This window comes from Tabrizicola sp., assembly GCF_016792905.1.
Lineage (GTDB): Bacteria > Pseudomonadota > Alphaproteobacteria > Rhodobacterales > Rhodobacteraceae > Tabrizicola.
In genome coordinates this window covers 75,061-94,779 of the sequence record NZ_JAEULP010000088.1, presented here as the reverse complement: position 1 = coordinate 94,779, position 19,719 = coordinate 75,061, and the positions used below count along the sequence as shown (strand labels likewise).

The following is a 19,719-nucleotide window of genomic DNA, read 5'->3' as shown; positions in this document are numbered from 1 at the left end:
TGCGCTTTCATTTCCGGGGTTCTCTGATGCGCCGTTATGTCTTTCCGGTCCTGATGGGCATCGTCGGGGTGGCGGTCCTGATGAGCCTTGGCTTCTGGCAGTTGCGCCGGATGGAGGAGAAGCGGGTTTACCTGGGCGAGATCGAGTCGCGGATCGTCAATGCGCCGATCCCGCTGCCCGCCGTGCCGGAGGAGGGGCCGGACAAGTTCCAGGCGGTGGTGGCCGAGGGACGCTTCACCGGCGAGTATCTGGAGGTGCTCGCGGGCCAGACCGGGGCGAGCCCGGGCGTGCTGGTGATCGAGGCCTTCGCTTTGGCCGATGGGCGCCGGATCATGGTGCAGCGCGGCTTCATCGAGGAGGAATCGCGCGATGTGCCTCGACCCCCGCATGCGGCGAAAGTGGAAGGCAACCTGCACTGGCCGCAGGATACGAACAGCTTCACCCCACCACCGGATGAAAAGACCGGCCTCTGGTTTGCGCGGGACGTCCCGGCCATGGCGGCCAAGCTGAAGACGGAACCGACACTAATTGTCGCGAGCAAGCCAACCGGTGACGGGATCACTCCGGTCCCGGTCGATACATCGGGTATACCCAATGATCACTGGGGTTATGCGATCCAGTGGTTCCTCTTGGCGGCGACATGGGCGGGGATGACAGTGTTCCTCCTCTGGCGTATCAGGACGCGGAAGGTTTGAAGGCGATACCGATGCAATATATCTCGACCCGCGGCGCTGCCCCCGTTCTTGGCTTCGGCGAGGCGATGATGACGGGCCTGGCCCGCGACGGCGGGCTTTATGTCCCCGAGACGGTGCCGGTGCTGAGCCATGCGGAAATCGCGGCTCTCGCGGGTGCGCCGTATGAGGAGGTCGCCTTCCGGGTGATGCGGCCCTATCTGGGCGGGTTCTTCGCGGACGACGAATTCCGCGGCCTGATCGCCAATGCCTATGAGGGCTTCCACCACGCCGCCCGCGCGCCGATGGTGCAGCTGGGGTCGAACCATTTCCTGCTGGAGCTGTTCCACGGGCCGACCCTGGCGTTCAAGGACTTCGCCATGCAGCTCATCGGGCAGATGATGCAGGCGGCGCTGGCCAAGACCGGGGAACGGATCACCATCGTCGGCGCGACCAGCGGCGATACCGGGTCGGCGGCGATGGAGGCGTTCAGGGGCCTCGCCAATGTGGATGTGTTCATCCTTTTTCCGCATGGCCGTGTCAGCGAGGTGCAGCGGCGGCAGATGACGACGCCGTCGGAAGCGAACGTTCATGCGCTGGCGGTGGACGGCGATTTCGACGACTGTCAGGCCCGCGTGAAGGACATGTTCAACGATTTCGCCTTTCGCGACGGGGTGCGGCTCGCCGGGGTGAACAGCATCAACTGGGCGCGGGTGCTGGCGCAGGTGGTGTATTACTTCTACGCGGCGACCGCCCTTGGCGCGCCGCACCGTGCGGTCAGCTTCACCGTGCCGACCGGGAACTTCGGCGACATCTTCGCGGGCTATATCGCCAAGCGGATGGGCCTGCCCATCGACCAGCTGGTGATCGCCACCAACCAGAACGACATTCTGGACCGCGCCCTGCGCTCGGGGGACTACCGGACGAACGGCGTCAAGCCCTCGATGAGCCCGTCGATGGACATCCAGGTCTCCTCGAATTTCGAGCGCGCCCTGTTCGACGCCTATGGCCGTGACGGGGCGGCGGTGGCGGCGCTGATGGGCGAGCTGAAGGCGGGCGGGTTCAGGATCAGCCAGGGGGCGATCGACAGCCTGCGCGGCACCTTCGCCTCGGGCCGGTGCAGCGAGGCGGAGACGCTGGAAACCATCGCGCGGCACTGGAAGACGACCGGAGAGCTTCTGTGCCCGCATTCCGCCGTGGGCGTGAAGGTGGCCGAGGAGCATATCGGGCTGGCGCCGATGATCACGCTTGCCACCGCCCATCCGGCGAAGTTTCCGGACGCGGTGAGCCGTGCGACGGGCATCCGCCCGGGCCTGCCGCCGCACATGGCGGACCTGTTCGAGCGCAAGGAACGGGTGACGCGGGTGCCGAACGACCTTGAGGCGCTTCAGGCGCTGGTGCGCGAAAGGACCCTTCGCTGATGCAGAAGCTGCACACCCTGCCGAACGGCTTCCGCATCGTGACCGAAGCCATGCCGGGGCTGCAATCCGCATCCGTCGGCCTTTGGGTCGAGGCCGGGGGGCGGCATGAACGCCCCGACCAGAACGGCATCGCGCATTTCCTGGAGCATATGGCGTTCAAGGGCACCCGGCGGCGGTCTGCCCTCCGGATCGCCGAAGAGATCGAGGATGTGGGCGGCTACATCAACGCCTATACCAGCCGCGAGATGACCGCCTATTACGCGCGGGTGCTGTCGGGCGATGTGCTGATGGCGCTGGACGTGATCGCCGACATCGTGCTGAACCCCGTATTCCGCAAGGCCGACATCGAGACCGAGCGGCATGTGATCCTGCAGGAAATCGGCCAGGCGCTGGATACGCCGGATGACATCATCTTCGACTGGCTGCATGAGGTAAGCTATCCCGAGCAGAGCTTCGGGCGCACCATCCTGGGGCCGGAGGAGCGGGTGTCCTCGTTCCGCAAGGCGGATTTCGAGGGGTTCACCGGGGCGCATTACGGGCCGGACCAGATGATCCTGTCGGCGGCGGGGGGTGTGGACCATGACGCCATTGTCGCGGCGGCAGAGCGGATATTCGGCGGGCTGAAGCCGGTCGGGGCATCGAAGGTCGAACCCGCGCGGTTCGTCGGCGGCGAGCGGCGCGAGGTGAAGGACCTGGAGCAGGTGCATTTCGCGCTCCAGTTCGAGGGCCCGGGCTACCGCGACGACAAGGTCTATACCGCGCAGGTCTATTCGACAGCGATGGGCGGCGGCATGTCGAGCCGCCTGTTCCAGCGCATCCGCGAGGACCGGGGGCTGTGCTATTCCATCTACGCCCAGTCGGCGGCTTATGAGGATACCGGGCAGGTGACGATCTATGCCGGAACCTCGGAAGCCGAGATCGGCGAGCTGACGCAGCTCACGGTGGACGAGCTGAAGCGCGCGGCGGAGGACATGACCGAGGCCGAGGTGGCCCGCGCCCGGGCGCAGCTGAAGGCGGGCCTTCTGATGGGGCTGGAAAGCCCCTCCGCGCGGGCCGAGCGCAATGCGCGGCTGTTGTCGATCTGGGGCCGCATCCCCGACGTGACCGAGGCGGTGGCGAAGATCGACGCGGTCGATACGGCGGCGGTGCGCGGCTATGCGGGTGAATTGACGGGCGCGCGGGCGGCGCTGGCGATCTACGGGCCGGTGGCCGGGGCACCGGGGATCGACGAGGTTCGGCGGGGACTTTCGGCCTGATGCTCGGGTTGAAGCGCCGAGTCCGGGTCGAGACCGAGCGGATGACGCTGCGGCTTCCGGAACATGGCGACTGGCGGCAATGGTCGGAGGTGCGCGAGGCCAGCGCCGAGTTCCTGGTGAGATGGGAGCCGGTCTGGTCGACCGACCACCTGAGCCGCCGCGCCTTCACCAATCGGGTGTACTGGGCGCTGCGCGCCGAGGCCCAGGGTCAGGCGCTGCCGATGCTGTTGATCCGCCGCGCCGACAATCAGCTTCTGGGGGCGCTGACGCTGGACAACATCCGCCGGGGGCCGTCGCAGACCGGCACCTTCGGCTACTGGATCGGCGAACCCTTCGCGCGGCAGGGCTACATGCGTGAGGCGATCCTGGCGCTGACGCACCACGCCTTCACCCGGATGGACCTAAGCCGCCTGGAGGCGGCCTGCCTGCCGGAGAACCTGCCCTCGCGCGGGGTGCTGGAGAAATGCGGGTTCAAGTACGAGGGGGTGGCGCAGAGCTACCTGCAGATCAATGGGCGCTGGCGCAACCATGTGCTTTACGCCAACCTGCGCGGCGACCGGCGCGGACGGACCGACGTGGGTTGAGGTCGGGGCGCCTGTCATATTGAGCGCCTTGCGGCGCAAGCCTTTTGTCTCGCGGCTTTGCGTGAGGGACGCAAAGCCGCTCGCCGCAACATGTCGCCTCGAACCAGTGGCGGCGACATGTTGCACCTCCGGCGGGATATTTTGGCAAATGTGAAAGGCGAAGGGGGAGGGCATGGGCGTTCGGATTGCCCTTTTGCGCGGGGTGAATGTCGGTGGCGCCGGAAAGCTGCCGATGGCGGAGTTCCGTGAGATGCTGGCGGGGCTGGGGCTCGGTGCGGTGCGGACCTATATCCAGTCCGGCAATGCGGTGTTCGAAAGCGATCTGGAAGCGCCGGAGCTGGAACGGATCATCCATGACGGCGTCGCGGCACGTTTCGGCTTCTCGCGCGAGATTTTTGTCCTGACGGCAGCGGACCTTGCCGAAGCGCTGAGCGATCATCCCTTTGCCGGCGCAGACGGAGGCCGGGTTCACGTCTATTTCCTGCGCGAGACGCCGGCGCTGGAGGAGGCGAAACTCAAGGCACTGGCCCTGCCGGGGGATGGCTGGCACGTCGGCCCGCGCCGCTTCACCTTGCACACACCGGGAGGCGTCGGGACGTCGAAGCTGGCCGAGAAGCTTCCGCATCTCTTGCCCGCCCCGATGACCGCGCGAAACCTTCGCACGATTGCAGCCTTGCATGCGATGGCGGGGTGATCGCGCATCCGTGATCCGGTTTCCCGGTGACGGTGGCGCAATCCGGGTTACGCTCTGCCTCTCGCCGGGAGGTGATCCATGCGCCTTGCCCTTGCCCTTTGCCTGCTCGCGGTGCCAGCCTTCGCGCAAGAGCGCATTCCTTCGCACTGCATCGCGATTGCCGCGGCGGAACCGACGGTCTTGCCGGTGGCGTTGCAGGACGGGCTGGAGAAGGATTCGGTCCTGATCCGCTACCTCGACCACGCGAGCTTCGCCATCGTCACGGCGGATGGCACGGTGGCGGTGACGGACTACGCCGGATACCTTGGAACGCAGGACCTGGTGCCGGATGTGGTGACGATGAACAACGCGCATCACACCCACTGGACCGCCGCGCCCGACGCACGCATTCCGCATGTGCTGAAGGGATGGCCCGAGGGTGGCCGGCCCGCGGAGCACCGGCTGGACCTGGGGTCGATGCTGGTCAGGAACGTGACGACGGACACCCGGGGGCCGTTCGGCGAGGGCGCGCGGAAGGACGGCAACTCGATCTTCATCTTCGAGGCGGGGGGGCTTTGCATCGGCCATCTCGGCCACCTGCACCAAATCCCGAGCGATGAGCAATATGCGGCGATCGGGCGGCTGGACGTGGTCATGGTGCCGGTCGACGGCGGCTATACGATGCGGCTTCAGGATATGACGGGAGTGGTGAGGCGCCTGCGGTCTTCGGTGGTGATCCCGATGCACTGGTTCAGCCCCCAGTCGTTGCAGGCCTTCCTGTCGGACATGTCCCCGGAGTTCACCGTGGTCGAAACCGGCGGGGCGCAGATCGCCCTGTCGCTGCGCGACCTGCCGTCCCAACCGACCATCATGGTGCTGGAACCCGCCTGGCTGGACTAGCCTCTCCCGCCGCCCTTGGCTACCAAGGGGCTGAAGGAGACGCCGATGCTGAACCCTTGCGATCCCGCCTTTGTCGCGCATCTTGCCGGGCTGTTGCCCGAGGGCGCCCTCACCGCGCCCGAGCCCCGGCATCTGGAAGAACCCCGCGGGCGCTGGGTCGGTCAGGCGGGGGTGCTGGCCCGGCCCCGGACCACGGGGGAGGTGGCTGCGGTCGTCCGCGCCTGTGCCGCTGCGCGCGTCGGGGTCGTGCCGATCAGCGGCGGGACCGGGCTGGTCGGCGGGCAGATCATGACCGGGGGGCCGCTGCCGCTGTTGCTGTCGGTGGAGCGGATGGCGGGCTTGCGCGGCATCTGGCCGGAAGAGAATGCGATGGTGGTCGAGGCGGGGATGATCCTGGCCGAGGTGCAGGCCGAGGCGGCGAAGGTGGGACGGCTCTTTCCGTTGAGCCTCGCCTCCGAGGGGAGTTGCCGGATCGGCGGCAACCTGGCGACCAACGCAGGCGGAACGGCGGTCCTGCGCTATGGCAATGCGCGCGACCTCTGCCTGGGGCTGGAGGCAGTCTTGCCGGACGGGACGGTCTATGGCGGCCTGACCCGGCTGCGCAAGGACAATGCGGGCTATGACCTGCGCGATCTCCTTATCGGGTCGGAGGGGACGCTGGGCGTGATCACCGCCGCCAGCCTGAAGCTGTTTCCCCGACCCGCTGCCCGGGTCGTGGCGCTCCTTGCCGTGCCCTCGCCTGCCGCCGCGCTTGACCTGCTGGCGATCTGTGGCGAGCGGGCCGCAGGGCTGGTTTCGGGGTTCGAACTGATCAGCCGGACGGGTTTCGACTTCCTGGCAGAGGCAGGGTTCGATTTGCGGGCACCCGTCAACCCGGTGCCCGACTGGCTCGTGCTGGTGGAACTGGAACTGCCCGCGGGTCTTGATCCCGAGGCGACGATGGCGGGGCTTTACGAGGCCGGGGCCGCGGCGGGGCTGGTGACGGACGGGGTGATCGCAACCTCCGAGACCCAGGCGCTGCACCTGTGGGAGCTGCGCGAGACCATTCCGCTGGCCAACCGCAGGGTGGGCGCGGTGTCGAGCCACGACATCTCGCTGCCGCTGTCGGCGATCCCCGGTTTTGTCGCGGCGGCTCCGGCGGCGATTGCCCCTTTGGGCGACTTCCGGGTGAACTGTTTCGGGCATCTGGGGGACGGCAACCTGCACTGGAACGTCTTCCCGGCGCAGGGGCACGGCAAGGCCGAACACGAGGCGGTGCGCGACCGGGTGAAGACAGCGGTGCATGACCTGGTGCATTCGCTTGGCGGGTCGGTCGCGGCGGAGCATGGGGTGGGGCGGCTGAAGGTTGGCGACCTGGCGCGCTATTGTGATCCGGGGAAGCTGGCCGCAATGCGGGCGATCAAGGAGGCGCTGGACCCGGTGGGGATCATGAATCCGGGGGCGGTGCTGGGGTGACGGCATCCACCCCTTGCGCTGGGCGCGGCAACGAAACATCCCCGCCGCAGGAAACCTGCGACGGGGTGCTTTGGGGGTGTGTGGGTCACGCTGTGGGTAGCAGCGCGGCCAGGGTGGGTAGCCCTGACAAGCACAGGTCTAGAGCGATTCTCTTGACACAGGGTTAACGGAACCCCGCCGCAGCGCCCGGTTCCCCGATTTCTTTGAAGAAATCGTCTCGGAGCCTTCGAAGGCTCCGGCGCCAGGTTCGGGCTTTGCTACAGCCCTTCGAAGGCACATAGGGCGTGCACATCCATGCCCATCGCTTCGAGCTTCCGGCGGCCGCCCAGATCGGGCAGGTCGACGACAAAGGCGCAGGCGACGATCTCGGCACCCAGGCGCTCGATCAGCCGGATGCCCGCTTCTGCCGTGCCGCCGGTAGCCAGAAGGTCGTCGACGAGGAGCACCTTTTCCCCCGGCTGCATCGCATCGTCATGCACCTCGACCACCGCCTCGCCGTATTCCAGCTTGTAAGCCTGGGAAATGGTCTGGCCCGGCAGCTTCCCCTTCTTGCGGATCGGAACGAAGCCGGTCGACAGCTGGTGGGCGACCGCGCCGCCCAGGATGAATCCCCGCGCCTCCAGCCCCGCGACCTTGTCGATTCTCATCCCGGCATAGGGGGCGAGGAGCTGGTCCACGCACATCCGGAACCCGCGCGGATCGGCGAAGAGGGTGGTCACGTCGCGGAACAGGATCCCCTCGTGCGGGAAGTCGACGATGGTGCGGATGTAGTCCTTGACGGTCTTGGCCATGGGTTCCTCAGAACAGTTCGGGTTTCGATACCATCAGCCAGATCACCGCGACAAGCGCGCCGAAGCCGGGCCAGCCGAGCAGGACCCAGAGGCGGTAGAGCCTGCGGGCTTCGGGCGGGACCGGGCCGGGCGGGGCGGCCCGGCAGAGGTCGCGGATACGGTATTGCAGGGCGACGACCGGCACCCAGGCCGCGAAGGCGATGAGGTAGAGGGCATAGGTCAGGATCAGCCAGGGCTCGGCCAGGCTCCACCCGGCGAGATGGGCGAGCCAGAGGCCGGTGGCGGGTTGCGCGATCCCTGCGGGCAGGGTGAAGAGCCAGTCAGCCATCACCACGCCGGAGCCCACGCCTGCCACCACCTCGGCCCGGTCGCCGCGCATGGCCCAGACCATCTGGAAGGCGGTGCCGATGCCGGTGCCGAAAAGCACGGTGGCGGACAGGATGTGCAGGGTTTTCGCAAGGAGATAGGCGTCCATCAGCGCTCCTCCACCAGCGCCAGATGGACCAGCATCAGCGCCAGGACGGGAAGGTTCTTCAGGAGGCTGCCGTAGGGGTCGAGCCAGAGCGCCGGGGCGAGGAGGGTGAGTCCGGCGGTATAGGCCAGGACGAGGGCGATCTGGGTCAGGGCGACCGGCCCTGGCCGCCAGTTCCGCAGCAGGGCGAGGCCGAGGGCCAGGTCGAGTGCCCCGAAGGCACGGGCCAGGGTGATGGCGAGGGGTTCGGTTAGGGGCAGGCCGGGAGTGAAGCTCGCGGCCGGGGAGGTCAGGCCGAGCAGGCCGGAGGCGAGCCAGAGGGCGGCGAGGATCAGGCGGATCAGCGGTTTCAGGAGATAGAGCCGGGCCTGCCAGAGGTCCTGCGTCCCGGCGGGGCGGGCGTTCAGGAAGGTGGACACCGCGCGCGGGCGGGTCTCCAGCCGGGAAAGGAGAGGCGCGGGATCAGCGCAAACCCCGGCCTGAAGCTGGGCAACCGAGGTGGCCGAGACCGGGCCAAGCCGCAGGGCGTCGCCCATATGACCCAGCAGCCGGGTCGCCTGCGGCGGGATGTGCAGTGGCGGCACCTGCGGCAGGCCAAGCCAGCTTCGGTATCGCGTCAGAAGGTCGGCCTGAGTGACGACGTCCGGCCCGCCGATCTCCCATGTTCCTGCGGCGGGGTGGTCCAGGCATTCGGCCACAACTTCGGCCAGGTCGGTGGCGTGGATCGGGTTGAAGGGCTGTTGGCCATCGCCCACGACCGGCAGGCGAAAGGGCATCGCCGCAAGGGCGCGGAGCAGCGACGAGCCGCCGTAGGAGGTTTCACCCAGCACGAGGCCCGGGCGCAGGATGCAATGGCCTGCGAACAGGGCCTCGGTCCCGCGCCGCCAGCGGGCGAAGGGGGTGTCGGCTTCGATACCCACGGCCGATATCAGCACCGCGCGGCCGCTGAGTGCCTGCAGGGCGGCGTTGGGGGCGTCGCGGTGGACGGCGGCGAAGCTGGCCTCGGTGCCAGTCAGAAGACCCGCGGCATACACCAGCGCGGTGCCGTCCGGCAGGTGCGGCGCCCAGAAGGCGGGAGAATGGGTGGCGGGATCGGTCAGGTCGGCGTTGAGGGTGGCAAAGCCCATCGCTGCAAATCGGGCGGGAGTGCGGGCCTGCGCAGTCACCTCCCATCCGGCGTCCCGCAGGGCGAAGGCGAGGTGCCTGCCTATGAAGCCGTCGGCGCCCAGGATCAGGACCTTGCGCGGTGGTGTCACGGCGACAGTACCCGTCCCGCCACGGCGTCGAGTTTGGCGAGAAGTTCCGGGTCGCGCTTGTCGGGGGCGGTCATCAGGGCGTGGGTCAGGGCGCGGTCGCAGCAGTGCGGGCAGGGCTGGCGGTTGGGGGACAGGAGCGCGGGCAGGCGGGCGATAAGGCCGCGGGCCGCGGCGGCGTTGGCGTGGACCACGGCGATGACCTGGGCGACATCTACCGCGCCGTGGCTGTCGTGCCAGCAGTCGTAGTCCGTCACCATCGCGAGGGAGGCGTAGCACAGCTCGGCCTCGCGGGCGAGGCGGGCTTCGGACATTCCGGTCATCCCGATCACGTCGGCGCCCCAGGCGCGGTACATCCGGCTTTCGGCGCGAGTGGAAAACTGGGGGCCTTCCATGGACAGGTAGGTGGCCCCCTGATGGACCGTCAGGCCTTCGGCGCGGGCCGCTTCCGCCGCGAGGGAACCAAGGCGGGGGCAGGTCGGGTCCGCGAGGCTGACATGGGCAACGAGGCCCGGGCCGAAGAACGAGGGCGGGCGCCGGGTGGTGCGGTCGATGTACTGGTCGACGACGACGAAATCTCCGGGGGCGAAATCCTCGCGGAGGGAACCGACGGCGGAGACGGCGAGGATGTCGGTGCAGCCGATGCGTTTCAGGGCGTCGATGTTGGCCCGGTAGGGGACGGTCGCGGGATCATGGACGTGGCCCCTTCCGTGGCGGGGCAGAAAGGCGACGGGGAGGCCATTCAGGCGGCCGACCAGCACCTCGTCCGATGGCTTGCCCCAGGGGGTCTTGACCTGGACCCAAGCCGCGCCTTCCAGCCCGTCGATCTGATAGACCCCCGATCCTCCGATCACGCCGAGCATGGTCTGCATGAGGGTTCCCTTCCGAGTGCCGCGAAGAGGATAGACGGGTCGGAGGGGAGGGGGAAGAGGGCGCGTCACACAGAATGATACTGAGCAATCTTGAATGATTTCATGATATTGGTGCGATCTCTCTGGGTTCGTCCGGGTTTTCGGCGGCGGGCAGGTGGGTGAAGCTGGCCCGGACTTCCCGTGCAGTGCGCGAGGGCGGAGATCACGGTCGCCCATGCCGATGCAGGCTGCAACATCGACTGATCCCGCATGACCTGCGCCAGGCGGGGAAAGCCCCCGCCCGGCCGAGCCCGGTCAGGGTTGCTGTTCGACCACCACGGCCGGGTTGTCCAGGGCTTCGGACAGGTCTTCGTCGGCCCGGATCATGCCCGCACCCGGGGCATAATATTTGAACTCGCGCAGGTCCGGTTCGGCTGTGCTGGCCTCGAAGGTTTTCATGACGTCGTGAAAGGTGCCGGCCGGCACCGTGATTTCCATATCGATCGCCAGAACCTCGGCATAGTCCATCGCTGCTTCCTGGGGTGCATGTTCCTGAAACAGGTTCATGCCGACCGTCGGGGCACCCGGAACCGAAATGCCGGGCAGGGCGCCATTGACGCCTGCGCGCCATGCGGATTTGCTGTCGGTGCCGGTCAGTTTGCCAGCGTCGTCATAGCGGAAGTTGGTGACATCCTCGCCAAAGTACCACAGGTTCCCGTCCGCGTCGGTCGCATAGTAATCGAAGGTGCGTTCGACCAAGACGCCATTCTCGAACGCTTCGTCCAGCACCAGGACAGTGGGCACCCCAAGGATGACCGGGCCGGGGCCCTGGACGCTTTGGACTGCAAGTTCGGCAATCGGGTCGCCGTTGGTATGGGTGCCGCGCATTGTGCGGGTGTGACCAACCTCAAGCGAGACAAAGGGGTTGGGCTTGGGGATAGCGAAGTGTTCCACCGCGAAAACCGGCAGGACCGGGTCGGCGGCAAGGGCGGCTTGCGGGCTGACAAGCGCGGCCAGGAAGATAAGGGTCATGCGTTGCATGGTGCGTTCCTTTCGGGTTGAGCCAGTGCGCCGACGATGGGCCGGCCCGACTGGTGTGAAAATCCGCTGAACACCGGATGCGACGGTCTATGATGTATGTCGGATTGCTGCGGTCGCCCTTCGTCCCCTAACCTTGGGCAGCTATTGCGAGGGACCATCATGGCCAACAGAAGACTGAAGCTGCTGATCGGGATCATCGCCTTTGTCATGCTTGGTCTGATGGCCCTTGATCTGGCCCGAGAGCCGGAGTTTCCGCCCTGGCAAGAAGTCGCCATCGACCTGACCGAAAAGCTGATGCTGCTCGCGGCCATGGTGGCGGTTGCCTGGACGGTGCACGGCGTGATCGACCTGCGCGCCGAGCAGGAGGCGATCACCAACAACATCATCCGGTCGGTGGCGCAGGGCGATGCCTGGCGCGCCCAGCAGCACCGCGAGATCGAGGCGCTGAGCATGGCCATCGACACCCAGTTCCAGGTCTGGAGGCTGACTGCGGCCGAAGCGGATATCGCGGGGCTGATGCTGAAGGGTGTCTCGCAAAAGGAAATCTCGATCGCGCGGGATACGTCGGAAGCAACGATCCGCCAGCAGGCCCAGTCGATCTACCGCAAGTCCGGTCTGTCGGGGCGGGCGGAGCTTTCGGCCTATTTCCTGGAAAGCCTGTTCGAGACGGTGGAGAGTTCGGCGCGCGACGGGCCGAACCTGACCGTGATCCAGAAGGCCACCTGACGCCCCCTTCGGGACTTTTATGAGGACCACGACCATGAACACCCGCTTCGTCGGAATTGCTACCCTTGCCCTGTCGGTCGCAGCACCTGCCAGCGCCGAAGGGCTGATGGTTCTTGGCGGGGGCAAGCTGGACCTGCGCTTCCCGAAAGGCAACGCCACGCAAGAGTCGAGCGCCTATCTGGAGGCAGAAGTGCAGGGGTTTTACGCAGGGTTTCAAGGGCTTGTCGCCAATGATGATGCGGCGACCGAGATCAGTCTCTATGCGGGCTATCGCCAGGAACTGGCCAGCGGGTTCAGCTATGACCTCTCCTACACGCGGTATCTCTATCCCAATGACGGGGGCGATTGCTGCGGCGAGATCGGGCTGTCCCTTGGTGTCGCGGTTGGCGAGCGGTTGGGGCTGTCGACCGACCTGACTTATGACCCGGAAAGCTCGCTTGGCAGTATCGAGGTTGGGGCAGAGCAGATGCTGACCGACCAGGTGACGCTGTCGGCCAATGTCGGGCTGTTTCAGCAGGACGGGGACCCGGACGAGAAGACCTGGGATCTGGGCGTAAGCTACGCGATCAGCGACGAGGCGGAGGTCGATCTGCGCTACTACGACAGTTCGGAGCAGCAGAGCGGTCTCTTCGGCCTGTCGATGACCTTTGACACCAAGCTCTTGGGCGGCTGACCGGGTTTCGGCGCCGGGCCGAACCTCACGAACCCGCACATCGATCCACTTCGTGCAGACGTCGCGTAGCCATGCCCCACGCCGGACCGGAACCGACCAGGAGAGGAAGTCGCACGGGGAGGCCTCAGTTGCCGGTGCAGGTCACCTTGTTGCCGCCGGGCCAGCGCCACTCGACCAGCTCGGTCCCGCCGCGGAGGCGCGCGCCGTCACCGGCGGCATAGGAGAAGCGCAGGACCAGATGCTCTTTCCGCACCACGAGGTAGGTCTTGCCGCCGATCGTCACATCCGCTGTCTTGCCGCCCTTGTAGATCACCACTTTCATCTTGCCTGCCGAGCCGCAGGAGTAGGAGAGGCGGGCCTCGACCTCGGGCTTGGGCGGCGGGGGCGGTTCAATCACCATGCCGTCGTCGGCAAGGTCGAGGAACTTGGCCGAGGCCCAGCCGGTATCGCCGTTCTTGCGCCGGACTTCGTACCAGATCCCGCCCTTGGCCTTGCAGCCATAGGCGATGGAGCGGCCGATGTCGTTCAGGCCGCCTTCTGCGCCCGAACAGGTGGTGTAGCACTGGCCCTTGGACCAGGCGACGCGGCCGGTCGCGGTCACGCCGCTTTCGCCGGGGCGTATGCGGGAGACAAGCGCATAGGAGGCCGCCGGACCGGTGCGCATGTTGAGCGTGTCGTTCGCCGCGACGCCCGTGACCGAAAGCGCGGTGCCCCGGTCGGGGTCGCAGATCGGCTCGGCAAGCGCAGGCAGGGCGGAGAGGCAGAGCAGAACGAGGGCGCGAAGCAGCATGGTGCGGGCCTTTCCCGGTTGTACCCGCAGACTGTGACGCAAGCCTTGAGTCGGTCAAGCGAGCCGATGTCGCGCCCTTGCGCGTCAGGCGCGGCGGAGCTTCAGGTGCTCCAGCCCCCAGACGGCAAGGCCGACCATCAGGCCCCAGAAGGCAGCGCCGATCCCGAAGGCGGCCATGCCCGAGGCGGTGGTGACAAGGGTCAGCGTGGCGGGCAGGCGCTGGTCGGGATGGGCGAAGGCTGCGGTCAGGGCGCCCGTCAGCGGCCCGAGAAGCGCCAGCGCCACCAGCGCCGCGACCACGGGGGCGGGCAGGGCGGCGAGAAGCTGCAGGACAGTGGGCGAGAGGAGGCCGAGGAGCACCCAGGCACCGGCATAGGCGGGACCGACGATCCAGCGCCGCTCCTTGTCGGGATGGACATCCGGGCCAAGGCAGATGGCGGCGGTGATCGCGGCCATGCTGACGGTATGGGCGCCGAAGAAGGCGGTGACGGTGGAGATCAGGCCCGTCGTGGTGAGGGCCGCGCTGACCGGCGGTTCGTAGCCCGCGGCGCGGAGCGTGGCAAAGCCGGGCAGGTTCTGCGAGGCCATGGTGACAAGGTAGAGCGGCAGCGCGAGGCCGAGGATCACGCCGGGGCGAAACTCCGGGAGCGTGACTTGGAGGAGAGGCGCGGAGAGGTGGAGGGTCGATAGGTCGGACCCGGTGAGAAGCGCCAGCGCGATGCCGGTGGCGAAGGCGGCGAGCGTTGCCATAGCCGGGTTCCAGAGGCGGACCACCAGGAAAACGGCGACCATCGGCAGGACGAGGGCGGGCAGGCCCTGCGCGGCGGTGGCGCCCTTCAGGCAGAAGGGCAGGAGGACGCCCGCGAGCATCCCGGCGGCGATGCCGTCGGGGATGCGGGCGACGAGGGCTCCCAAGGGGCGGATCAGGCCGGTCGCGGCGATCAGGAGGCCGGTGACGACGAAGGCGCCCGCTCCTTCGGCAAAGCTGATGCCCTGGGTGGCGGCGATGAGCGCGGCGCCGGGGGTGGACCAGGCGAGGACCATGGGGACCTTCGCCCGCCAGGACAGGAAGGCGGAGCCCGCGGCCTTGCCGAGGCAGATGGCGAGGAGCCAGCTCGCGGTCTGGCCCGGCGTGGCCCCAAGCGCGGTGGCGGCTGAGAGCACGATCGCGACCGAGGCGGCATAGCCCACCAATGCGGCGACGGTGGCGGCAGACAGGACCGAGGCCCGCATGATGGTGTCCCAGGCGAATGGCGTCGCGGGACTATTCCGTGGGCAGGGCCGGGCTGCAAGAGGGGAAAGGCGGCGACCCTCAGGGAGGAGGAGAGAGGGCCGCCGCAGGGTCGGCGCGCCCGGGAGGAGGGTGGGCGACCGATGGCCTTCGGGCTTTCGCGCCCGGAATGGGGGCGGCGGTGCCCAGGAGGAGGGGCCCGCCGCGATCCGTCCGGCCCCAGGGAGGAGGAGGGGGCCTTCGGGATGAGTTGGCGCGGCGGGGCCAGGGAGGAGGGAGGCCCCGCCGCGTTACCAGGCGCCAGGGAGGAGGAGAGGCGCCCGATCAGGTTCAGGCCTTTTCGGCCTGGAATGGGGGCGGCGATGCCAGGGAGGAGGAGAGGCATCGCCGCGGATCACAAGCCCTGGGAGGAGGAGCGGGCTCGGGATGGTTTCACGCGGCGGGGCCAGGGAGGAGGAGAGGCCCCGCCGCGAGTACCAGGCGCCCGGGGAGGAGGGAGGGCACCCGATGGGGTTGGGCCTTTTGGCCCGGAATGGGGGCGGCAATGCCAGGGAGGAGGATTGGCACCGCCGCGTTACCAGACGCCAGGGAGGAGGAGAGGCGTCCGATCAGGGTGGACCTTCGCGGTCCGAATGGGGGCGGCGGTGCCCAGGGAGGAGGGAGGGGCATCGCCGCAGGTCGCCGGGGTCCAGGGAGGAGGAGGGACCCCGGGCGAAACTTATTTGCCGTAGGCGGCCTCGCGGGCGATCTCGGTGATGCCGAGGCGCGAGATGCCGAGATCGACGAGCTCACGGTCGGTGAGCGAATTCAGTTCGGCCACGGTGCGGGCGTAGACGCGGCGCTGGTTGAACGCGGTCAGGACGATGTCCTTCACGAAAGCCAGGCGGTCAGCAAAACCCTTGCGGGCAACGGGGGTGGTGTTCACATAAGCCATCTTACTCAAGCCTCTTCAGGTTCATCGGCAACGTCTGTTGCGTTGTTAGGGGTAACATGCGCCTCATGCTGCAGATGCACAATAGCGGGTCTGATCAATGCTGCCATGCAGCATGCGCATGGCTGACGTCACGGAAATGTCATGATTGATCAAGGTCTTCGCCGATTTTTTGAGCAAATGGTCAACGGACCTTGCCCTTGCGGTGAAACGCTACGACCTTAGTGCAAATCTTCAGCGGAGTTGAAACGATGGCGGTGGATCGGGAGCTTGTGATGCGGGTGCTGGCGGGGATCGCGCTGCCCGGCGGCGGCGATCTGGTGAGCCGCGACCTGATTCGTGCCCTGTCGGTCGAGGGGGGCGTGGTGCGCTTCGTGATCGAGGCGGCGACGCCGGACGAGGCCCGGACGTTGGGTTCCGCGCAGGCGGCGGCGGAAGCAAAACTGAAGGCCCTGCCCGGGGTGACGTCGGTGCAGTTGGTGATGACGGCGCATGGCCCGGCGGCCAAGGCGGCCCCGCCGTCCTTGAAAATCGGCCAGCACCCGACGCCGCAATCGGGCGGGCCGCAGCGGATTTCGGGGATCGACCGGATCATCGCCGTGGCCTCCGGCAAGGGGGGCGTGGGGAAATCCACGGTGGCATCGAACCTTGCGGTGGCGCTGGCGCGGCGGGGCCGGAAGGTTGGGCTTCTGGACGCAGATATCTATGGGCCGAGCCAGCCGAAGATGATGGGGGTGTCGCAGCGGCCCTCCAGCCCGGACGGCAAGACCATCGAACCGCTGGTCGCGCATGGGGTGACGATGATGTCGATCGGCCTCATGATGAAGGAGAACGAGGCGGTGGTCTGGCGGGGGCCGATGCTGATGGGGGCCTTGCAGCAGCTTCTGGGGCAGGTGGCATGGGGCAAGCTCGACGTCCTCATCATCGACCTGCCGCCGGGGACGGGGGATGTGCAGCTGACGCTCTGCCAGAGGACGCAGTTGACGGGGGCGATCGTGGTCTCGACCCCGCAAGACGTGGCGCTTCTGGATGCGCGGAAGGCCCTGGACATGTTCCACAAGCTGAAGACCCCCGTGCTGGGCCTCGTGGAGAACATGTCGACCTATGTCTGTCCGAACTGCGGGCACGAGAGCCACATCTTCGGCCATGGCGGCGTCGCGGCCGAGGCACGGAAGCTGGACCTGCCGTTCCTGGGCGAGCTGCCGCTGGCGCTGGACGTGCGGGTGGCGGGCGACGCGGGAACGCCGGTCGCGGCGACCGACAGCCCGCTCGCCGCGCCCTATCTGTCGCTCGCCGACCGGCTGATCGCGGGCGGGATGGGCTGAGGCCCTGCGACATCCGATACGGACAGAAAACCCGCCCGAGTGGCGGGTTTTTGCTTGCCGGGGAAAATCAGGTTGCCTACATACCAACTGGTCGGTATCTTTATCCCATAGCCAGCGAGTCGCCAGGGCGACGGCTGAAACCCATGAGGAGGACAGAAGATGACCCACAACATTCGTACCTGCCTTTGGTTCCGTGATGGCCGTGGCCCGGAGGCCGCGAAGTTCTATTGCGATCTGATCCCGGGCAGCCGTGTGGAGCGCAGCTTCACCGGCGACAACGGAATGGGCGCATTCTCGGTGACGGACTTCACCTTGGCCGGCACGCCCTACCAGATCCTTGACGCAGGCCCGCATTTCCTGCTGACGGAAGCGGTTTCGATCTCGGTCGAGACGGATGACCAGGCCGAATCCGACCGGCTGTGGTTCGCGCTGACGACGGGTGGCGGCGAGGAAAGCGTCTGCGGCTGGCTCAAGGACAAGTACGGCGTGTCCTGGCAGGTCTTCCCGAAGCGGCTGACCGAACTGACGACAAGCTCGGACAAGAAGGTCTCGGCGGCGGCGATGGCGGCGATGATGAAGCAGAAGAAGATCGACATCGCCGAGATCGAGGCGGCGGTCCGCGCGGCAGGGTGAGGAGACGGGACATGCGCACGGTCAGGATCATCGAGCATATCTCGCTGGACGGGGTCATCCAGGGGCCGGGCGGGCCGGAGGAAGACCCGGCCAACGGCTTCAACCACGGTGGCTGGGCCTTTCCGCACCATGACGAAGAGGGCGGCGCGGCCATCGACACGGCACAGGGGAAGGGGTTCGACCTCCTCTTGGGCCGGAAGACCTATGACATCTTCGGCAGTTACTGGCCGAAGCAGGCCGGGCCGATGGCCGACAGCCTGAACGGGGCGAAGAAGTTCGTGGCGACCCACCGGCCCGAAAGCCTGGGCTGGGGGCCGGTGGAAAGCCTCGGGTCCGACATTGCTGCCGGAATCGCCAAGGTGAAGCAGGCAGGCGGGCCGGACCTGATCGTCTGGGGCAGTTCCACGCTGACGCCCCTCCTGATCGCCGAAGGGCTGGCGGACGAGGTGGTGCTTCTGGTCTTCCCGGTGATGATCGGGCGGGGCAAGCGGATTTTCTCGGATGGCGTGGACCCGACGGAGTTGAAGCTGGTGTCCAACAAGGCAACGCCCTCGGGCGTTGTCATTTCCACCTACAAGCCCGCCGGGGCGATGCGGACCGGCAGTTTCTGACAACGGGAGGATGCGATGAACGACGCGACCGAAGACCGGCGCTATCGGCCGGAAGACCGGATCATGCAGGGGGTGATCCCCTATCTGAGCCTTGGCGGGCAAGCCGGGGCGGCGGCGGATTTCTACATGAAGGCCTTTGCCGCCAAGGACATCGGGCGGATGGAGACGCCGGGCCAGCCGGGGCACTACATGCACTTGCAGGTCGAGATCAACGGCGGCGCGCTGATGCTGACCGACCATGTCGGCGAGGGCTCCCCCGAGGGGCCGCCCCTGTCGCGCGGGCACCTGCAACTGGTGGTGGGCGACGGGCGGGCCTGGTTCGACCGGGCGGTCGCGGCGGGTTGCGTCTCGGTGATGCCCTATGAACGCCAACCCTGGGGCGACGACTGGGGCATGGTGCGCGATCCGTTCGGGATTCTCTGGGCGGTGCTGACGCCCAATCCCGCGCTGTGGGACAAGGGCGCCTGAGCCGGGCTTGACCAACGTCAGGACGGCGGGGTTGGAAAGCTGCAACGCTGCCGTCCGGGCGACGCGAAACACTTACGGAGAGGAGGAGACCATGTCTCGCACCGTTGTTCTGGCACTGGCGCTTTTCGCCGCAGGTCCGGCCCTTTCGGACTCCGCCCCGGTCGGCAACCGGGTCGAGGTCAACGGCATGCAGATGTATTACGAGGTTTCGGGTCAGGGCGAGCCGCTGGTCGTGTTGCACGGGGCTTACATGAACATCCCCTCGATGGGCGCGATCATCCCGAAACTGGCCGAAACGCACACCGTCTATGCGCTGGAGTTCCAGGGCCATGGCCGCACCACCGACATCGACCGGCCGATCACCTATCCGGGTCTTGCCGATGACGTGGCGGCCTTCATGGACGCTGTCGAGCTGCCCAAGGCCGATGTCTTCGGCTATTCCATGGGGGCGGCGGCGGGGTTGCAACTGGCGATCCGGCATCCCGAGAAGGTGGATCAGCTGGTCGCCGCCTCGGTCGCCTATGATGCCGGGGGCTGGCAGCCCGCCTTCCGCGACTTCATCCCGATGATGACGGTCGAGATGTTCACCGACATGCCCTTTGCCGAGGACTACAAGACGCTGGCCGCCGACCCCGACGGGTTCCCGGCGCTGGTCGAAAAGCTGATCGCGCTGGAGAAGGAGCCGATGGCTTGGGAGGCGGAGGTCAAGGCGCTGAAGGTGCCGGTCCTGATCATCACGGGCGACGCCGACGTGGTGACGCTGGAGCATTCGGTGGCGATGTTCCGGCTTCTGGGCGGCGGCGGGATGGGCGACATGGGCGCGCCCTTGCCCGCCTCGCGGCTGGCGGTCCTGCCCGCGACGTCGCATACTGCGGTGATCGGGCAGGTCGACCTGCTGATCGGTGTCATAGAGCCCTTCCTGAAGGGTGAGGTTCCGAAGGGGATGTTCGAGTGAGGCAGGCG

General features: G+C 67.3%; 22 protein-coding genes. 14 read left to right on the top strand and 8 right to left on the bottom strand.

Going from position 1 to position 19,719, the window contains the following annotated elements; all coding sequences use genetic code 11:
* Positions 1-26: 26 nt before the first annotated feature.
* The 7 genes from JNL31_RS18295 to JNL31_RS18265 all read left to right on the top strand — a co-directional run bounded on the left by JNL31_RS18295 (position 27) and on the right by JNL31_RS18265 (position 6,960).
* Entirely contained in the window at positions 27-695 is a 669-nt protein-coding gene (locus JNL31_RS18295) for an SURF1 family protein (RefSeq protein WP_366928955.1), read from the top strand.
* An 11-nt stretch (positions 696-706) separates the two neighbouring features.
* The gene (gene thrC / locus JNL31_RS18290) at positions 707-2,092 is read left to right on the top strand and encodes a threonine synthase (RefSeq protein ID WP_294976502.1); all 1,386 of its coding nucleotides are present in this window, start codon (positions 707-709) and stop codon (positions 2,090-2,092) included.
* Positions 2,092-3,348 (top strand): pitrilysin family protein, encoded by a 1,257-nt coding sequence (locus tag JNL31_RS18285; RefSeq protein ID WP_294976500.1) that lies wholly within the window; start codon positions 2,092-2,094, stop codon positions 3,346-3,348. Before thrC ends, JNL31_RS18285 begins: the two co-directional genes overlap by 1 nt.
* Positions 3,348-3,932 carry a GNAT family protein gene (locus tag JNL31_RS18280; protein WP_294976497.1) on the top strand — a complete coding sequence of 195 codons (585 nt, stop codon included), beginning with the start codon at positions 3,348-3,350 and terminating at the stop codon, positions 3,930-3,932. The genes JNL31_RS18285 and JNL31_RS18280 overlap by 1 nt, the downstream gene beginning before the upstream one ends.
* Before the next feature lie 172 nt (positions 3,933-4,104).
* Complete coding sequence (locus JNL31_RS18275) at positions 4,105-4,626, top strand: DUF1697 domain-containing protein (protein ID WP_294976494.1); 522 nt, start codon at positions 4,105-4,107, stop codon at positions 4,624-4,626.
* A gap of 78 nt (positions 4,627-4,704) precedes the next feature.
* Positions 4,705-5,505, top strand: a complete 801-nt coding sequence (locus tag JNL31_RS18270) for an MBL fold metallo-hydrolase (RefSeq protein ID WP_294976492.1) — start codon at positions 4,705-4,707, stop codon at positions 5,503-5,505.
* 45 nt (positions 5,506-5,550) lie between these two features.
* Positions 5,551-6,960, top strand: coding sequence for an FAD-binding oxidoreductase (locus JNL31_RS18265; RefSeq protein ID WP_294976489.1), 1,410 nt, complete (start codon positions 5,551-5,553; stop codon positions 6,958-6,960).
* A gap of 257 nt (positions 6,961-7,217) precedes the next feature.
* Here the strand turns inward: JNL31_RS18265 and JNL31_RS18260 are convergent, their stop codons facing one another.
* The 5 genes from JNL31_RS18260 to JNL31_RS18240 form a co-directional block, all read right to left on the bottom strand.
* Positions 7,218-7,751, bottom strand: coding sequence for an adenine phosphoribosyltransferase (locus tag JNL31_RS18260; RefSeq protein ID WP_294976486.1), 534 nt, complete (start codon positions 7,749-7,751; stop codon positions 7,218-7,220).
* A gap of 7 nt (positions 7,752-7,758) precedes the next feature.
* On the bottom strand, positions 7,759-8,226 hold the full coding sequence (locus JNL31_RS18255; protein WP_294976482.1) for a DUF2269 domain-containing protein: 468 nt from the start codon (positions 8,224-8,226) through the stop codon (positions 7,759-7,761).
* Positions 8,226-9,479: an SDR family oxidoreductase gene (locus JNL31_RS18250; RefSeq protein WP_294976480.1), complete on the bottom strand. Its 1,254-nt coding sequence runs from the start codon at positions 9,477-9,479 to the stop codon at positions 8,226-8,228. The genes JNL31_RS18255 and JNL31_RS18250 overlap by 1 nt, the downstream gene beginning before the upstream one ends.
* The gene (locus JNL31_RS18245) at positions 9,476-10,348 is read right to left on the bottom strand and encodes an S-methyl-5'-thioadenosine phosphorylase (RefSeq protein ID WP_294976477.1); all 873 of its coding nucleotides are present in this window, start codon (positions 10,346-10,348) and stop codon (positions 9,476-9,478) included. The genes JNL31_RS18250 and JNL31_RS18245 overlap by 4 nt, the downstream gene beginning before the upstream one ends.
* 294 nt (positions 10,349-10,642) lie before the next feature.
* The gene (locus JNL31_RS18240) at positions 10,643-11,368 is read right to left on the bottom strand and encodes a hypothetical protein (RefSeq protein WP_294976473.1); all 726 of its coding nucleotides are present in this window, start codon (positions 11,366-11,368) and stop codon (positions 10,643-10,645) included.
* 159 nt (positions 11,369-11,527) lie between these two features.
* Here JNL31_RS18240 and JNL31_RS18235 point away from each other — a divergent pair, with 159 nt between their 5' ends.
* Both JNL31_RS18235 and JNL31_RS18230 read left to right on the top strand, forming a co-directional pair.
* Positions 11,528-12,094 (top strand): hypothetical protein, encoded by a 567-nt coding sequence (locus JNL31_RS18235; RefSeq protein ID WP_294976471.1) that lies wholly within the window; start codon positions 11,528-11,530, stop codon positions 12,092-12,094.
* A 34-nt stretch (positions 12,095-12,128) separates the two neighbouring features.
* Positions 12,129-12,767 carry a TorF family putative porin gene (locus JNL31_RS18230; protein ID WP_294976468.1) on the top strand — a complete coding sequence of 213 codons (639 nt, stop codon included), beginning with the start codon at positions 12,129-12,131 and terminating at the stop codon, positions 12,765-12,767.
* Positions 12,768-12,891: 124 nt separating this feature from the next.
* Here JNL31_RS18230 and JNL31_RS18225 read toward each other — a convergent pair whose 3' ends face one another.
* From JNL31_RS18225 to JNL31_RS18215, 3 genes are all read right to left on the bottom strand, one after another.
* Positions 12,892-13,557: an SH3 domain-containing protein gene (locus JNL31_RS18225; protein WP_294976465.1), complete on the bottom strand. Its 666-nt coding sequence runs from the start codon at positions 13,555-13,557 to the stop codon at positions 12,892-12,894.
* A gap of 84 nt (positions 13,558-13,641) precedes the next feature.
* Positions 13,642-14,790, bottom strand: a complete 1,149-nt coding sequence (locus tag JNL31_RS18220; RefSeq protein ID WP_294976462.1) for a benzoate/H(+) symporter BenE family transporter — start codon at positions 14,788-14,790, stop codon at positions 13,642-13,644.
* Positions 14,791-15,506: 716 nt separating this feature from the next.
* Entirely contained in the window at positions 15,507-15,722 is a 216-nt protein-coding gene (locus tag JNL31_RS18215; RefSeq protein ID WP_294976460.1) for a DUF1127 domain-containing protein, read from the bottom strand.
* Between the two features lie 248 nt (positions 15,723-15,970).
* Between JNL31_RS18215 and JNL31_RS18210 the strand changes: the two genes are divergently transcribed.
* The 5 genes from JNL31_RS18210 (at position 15,971) to JNL31_RS18190 (ending at position 19,711) form a co-directional block, all read left to right on the top strand.
* On the top strand, positions 15,971-17,044 hold the full coding sequence (locus JNL31_RS18210) for an Mrp/NBP35 family ATP-binding protein (RefSeq protein WP_294976457.1): 1,074 nt from the start codon (positions 15,971-15,973) through the stop codon (positions 17,042-17,044).
* A 159-nt stretch (positions 17,045-17,203) separates the two neighbouring features.
* A complete protein-coding gene (locus tag JNL31_RS18205; protein WP_294976454.1) occupies positions 17,204-17,677 on the top strand; it encodes a VOC family protein in 474 nt (157 codons plus the stop codon).
* Positions 17,678-17,688: 11 nt separating this feature from the next.
* Positions 17,689-18,288, top strand: coding sequence for a dihydrofolate reductase family protein (locus JNL31_RS18200; RefSeq protein ID WP_294976453.1), 600 nt, complete (start codon positions 17,689-17,691; stop codon positions 18,286-18,288).
* Positions 18,289-18,303: 15 nt separating this feature from the next.
* Positions 18,304-18,756 carry a VOC family protein gene (locus tag JNL31_RS18195; protein WP_294976450.1) on the top strand — a complete coding sequence of 151 codons (453 nt, stop codon included), beginning with the start codon at positions 18,304-18,306 and terminating at the stop codon, positions 18,754-18,756.
* Positions 18,757-18,847: 91 nt separating this feature from the next.
* Positions 18,848-19,711 (top strand): alpha/beta hydrolase, encoded by an 864-nt coding sequence (locus tag JNL31_RS18190; protein ID WP_294976447.1) that lies wholly within the window; start codon positions 18,848-18,850, stop codon positions 19,709-19,711.
* Positions 19,712-19,719 lie beyond the last annotated feature (8 nt).

Excerpts from the sequence above, each read along its gene's own strand:
- JNL31_RS18295 (WP_366928955.1), top strand. The coding sequence starts at position 27 with ATGCGCCGTTATGTCTTTCCGGTCCTGATGGGCATCGTCGGGGTGGCG.
- thrC (WP_294976502.1), top strand. The coding sequence starts at position 707 with ATGCAATATATCTCGACCCGCGGCGCTGCCCCCGTTCTTGGCTTCGGC.
- JNL31_RS18285 (WP_294976500.1), top strand. The coding sequence starts at position 2,092 with ATGCAGAAGCTGCACACCCTGCCGAACGGCTTCCGCATCGTGACCGAA.
- JNL31_RS18280 (WP_294976497.1), top strand. The coding sequence starts at position 3,348 with ATGCTCGGGTTGAAGCGCCGAGTCCGGGTCGAGACCGAGCGGATGACG.
- JNL31_RS18275 (WP_294976494.1), top strand. The coding sequence starts at position 4,105 with ATGGGCGTTCGGATTGCCCTTTTGCGCGGGGTGAATGTCGGTGGCGCC.
- JNL31_RS18270 (WP_294976492.1), top strand. The coding sequence starts at position 4,705 with ATGCGCCTTGCCCTTGCCCTTTGCCTGCTCGCGGTGCCAGCCTTCGCG.
- JNL31_RS18265 (WP_294976489.1), top strand. The coding sequence starts at position 5,551 with ATGCTGAACCCTTGCGATCCCGCCTTTGTCGCGCATCTTGCCGGGCTG.
- JNL31_RS18260 (WP_294976486.1), bottom strand. The coding sequence starts at position 7,751 with ATGGCCAAGACCGTCAAGGACTACATCCGCACCATCGTCGACTTCCCG.
- JNL31_RS18255 (WP_294976482.1), bottom strand. The coding sequence starts at position 8,226 with ATGGACGCCTATCTCCTTGCGAAAACCCTGCACATCCTGTCCGCCACC.
- JNL31_RS18245 (WP_294976477.1), bottom strand. The coding sequence starts at position 10,348 with ATGCAGACCATGCTCGGCGTGATCGGAGGATCGGGGGTCTATCAGATC.
- JNL31_RS18240 (WP_294976473.1), bottom strand. The coding sequence starts at position 11,368 with ATGCAACGCATGACCCTTATCTTCCTGGCCGCGCTTGTCAGCCCGCAA.
- JNL31_RS18235 (WP_294976471.1), top strand. The coding sequence starts at position 11,528 with ATGGCCAACAGAAGACTGAAGCTGCTGATCGGGATCATCGCCTTTGTC.
- JNL31_RS18230 (WP_294976468.1), top strand. The coding sequence starts at position 12,129 with ATGAACACCCGCTTCGTCGGAATTGCTACCCTTGCCCTGTCGGTCGCA.
- JNL31_RS18225 (WP_294976465.1), bottom strand. The coding sequence starts at position 13,557 with ATGCTGCTTCGCGCCCTCGTTCTGCTCTGCCTCTCCGCCCTGCCTGCG.
- JNL31_RS18220 (WP_294976462.1), bottom strand. The coding sequence starts at position 14,790 with ATGCGGGCCTCGGTCCTGTCTGCCGCCACCGTCGCCGCATTGGTGGGC.
- JNL31_RS18215 (WP_294976460.1), bottom strand. The coding sequence starts at position 15,722 with ATGGCTTATGTGAACACCACCCCCGTTGCCCGCAAGGGTTTTGCTGAC.
- JNL31_RS18210 (WP_294976457.1), top strand. The coding sequence starts at position 15,971 with ATGGCGGTGGATCGGGAGCTTGTGATGCGGGTGCTGGCGGGGATCGCG.
- JNL31_RS18205 (WP_294976454.1), top strand. The coding sequence starts at position 17,204 with ATGACCCACAACATTCGTACCTGCCTTTGGTTCCGTGATGGCCGTGGC.
- JNL31_RS18200 (WP_294976453.1), top strand. The coding sequence starts at position 17,689 with ATGCGCACGGTCAGGATCATCGAGCATATCTCGCTGGACGGGGTCATC.
- JNL31_RS18195 (WP_294976450.1), top strand. The coding sequence starts at position 18,304 with ATGAACGACGCGACCGAAGACCGGCGCTATCGGCCGGAAGACCGGATC.
- JNL31_RS18190 (WP_294976447.1), top strand. The coding sequence starts at position 18,848 with ATGTCTCGCACCGTTGTTCTGGCACTGGCGCTTTTCGCCGCAGGTCCG.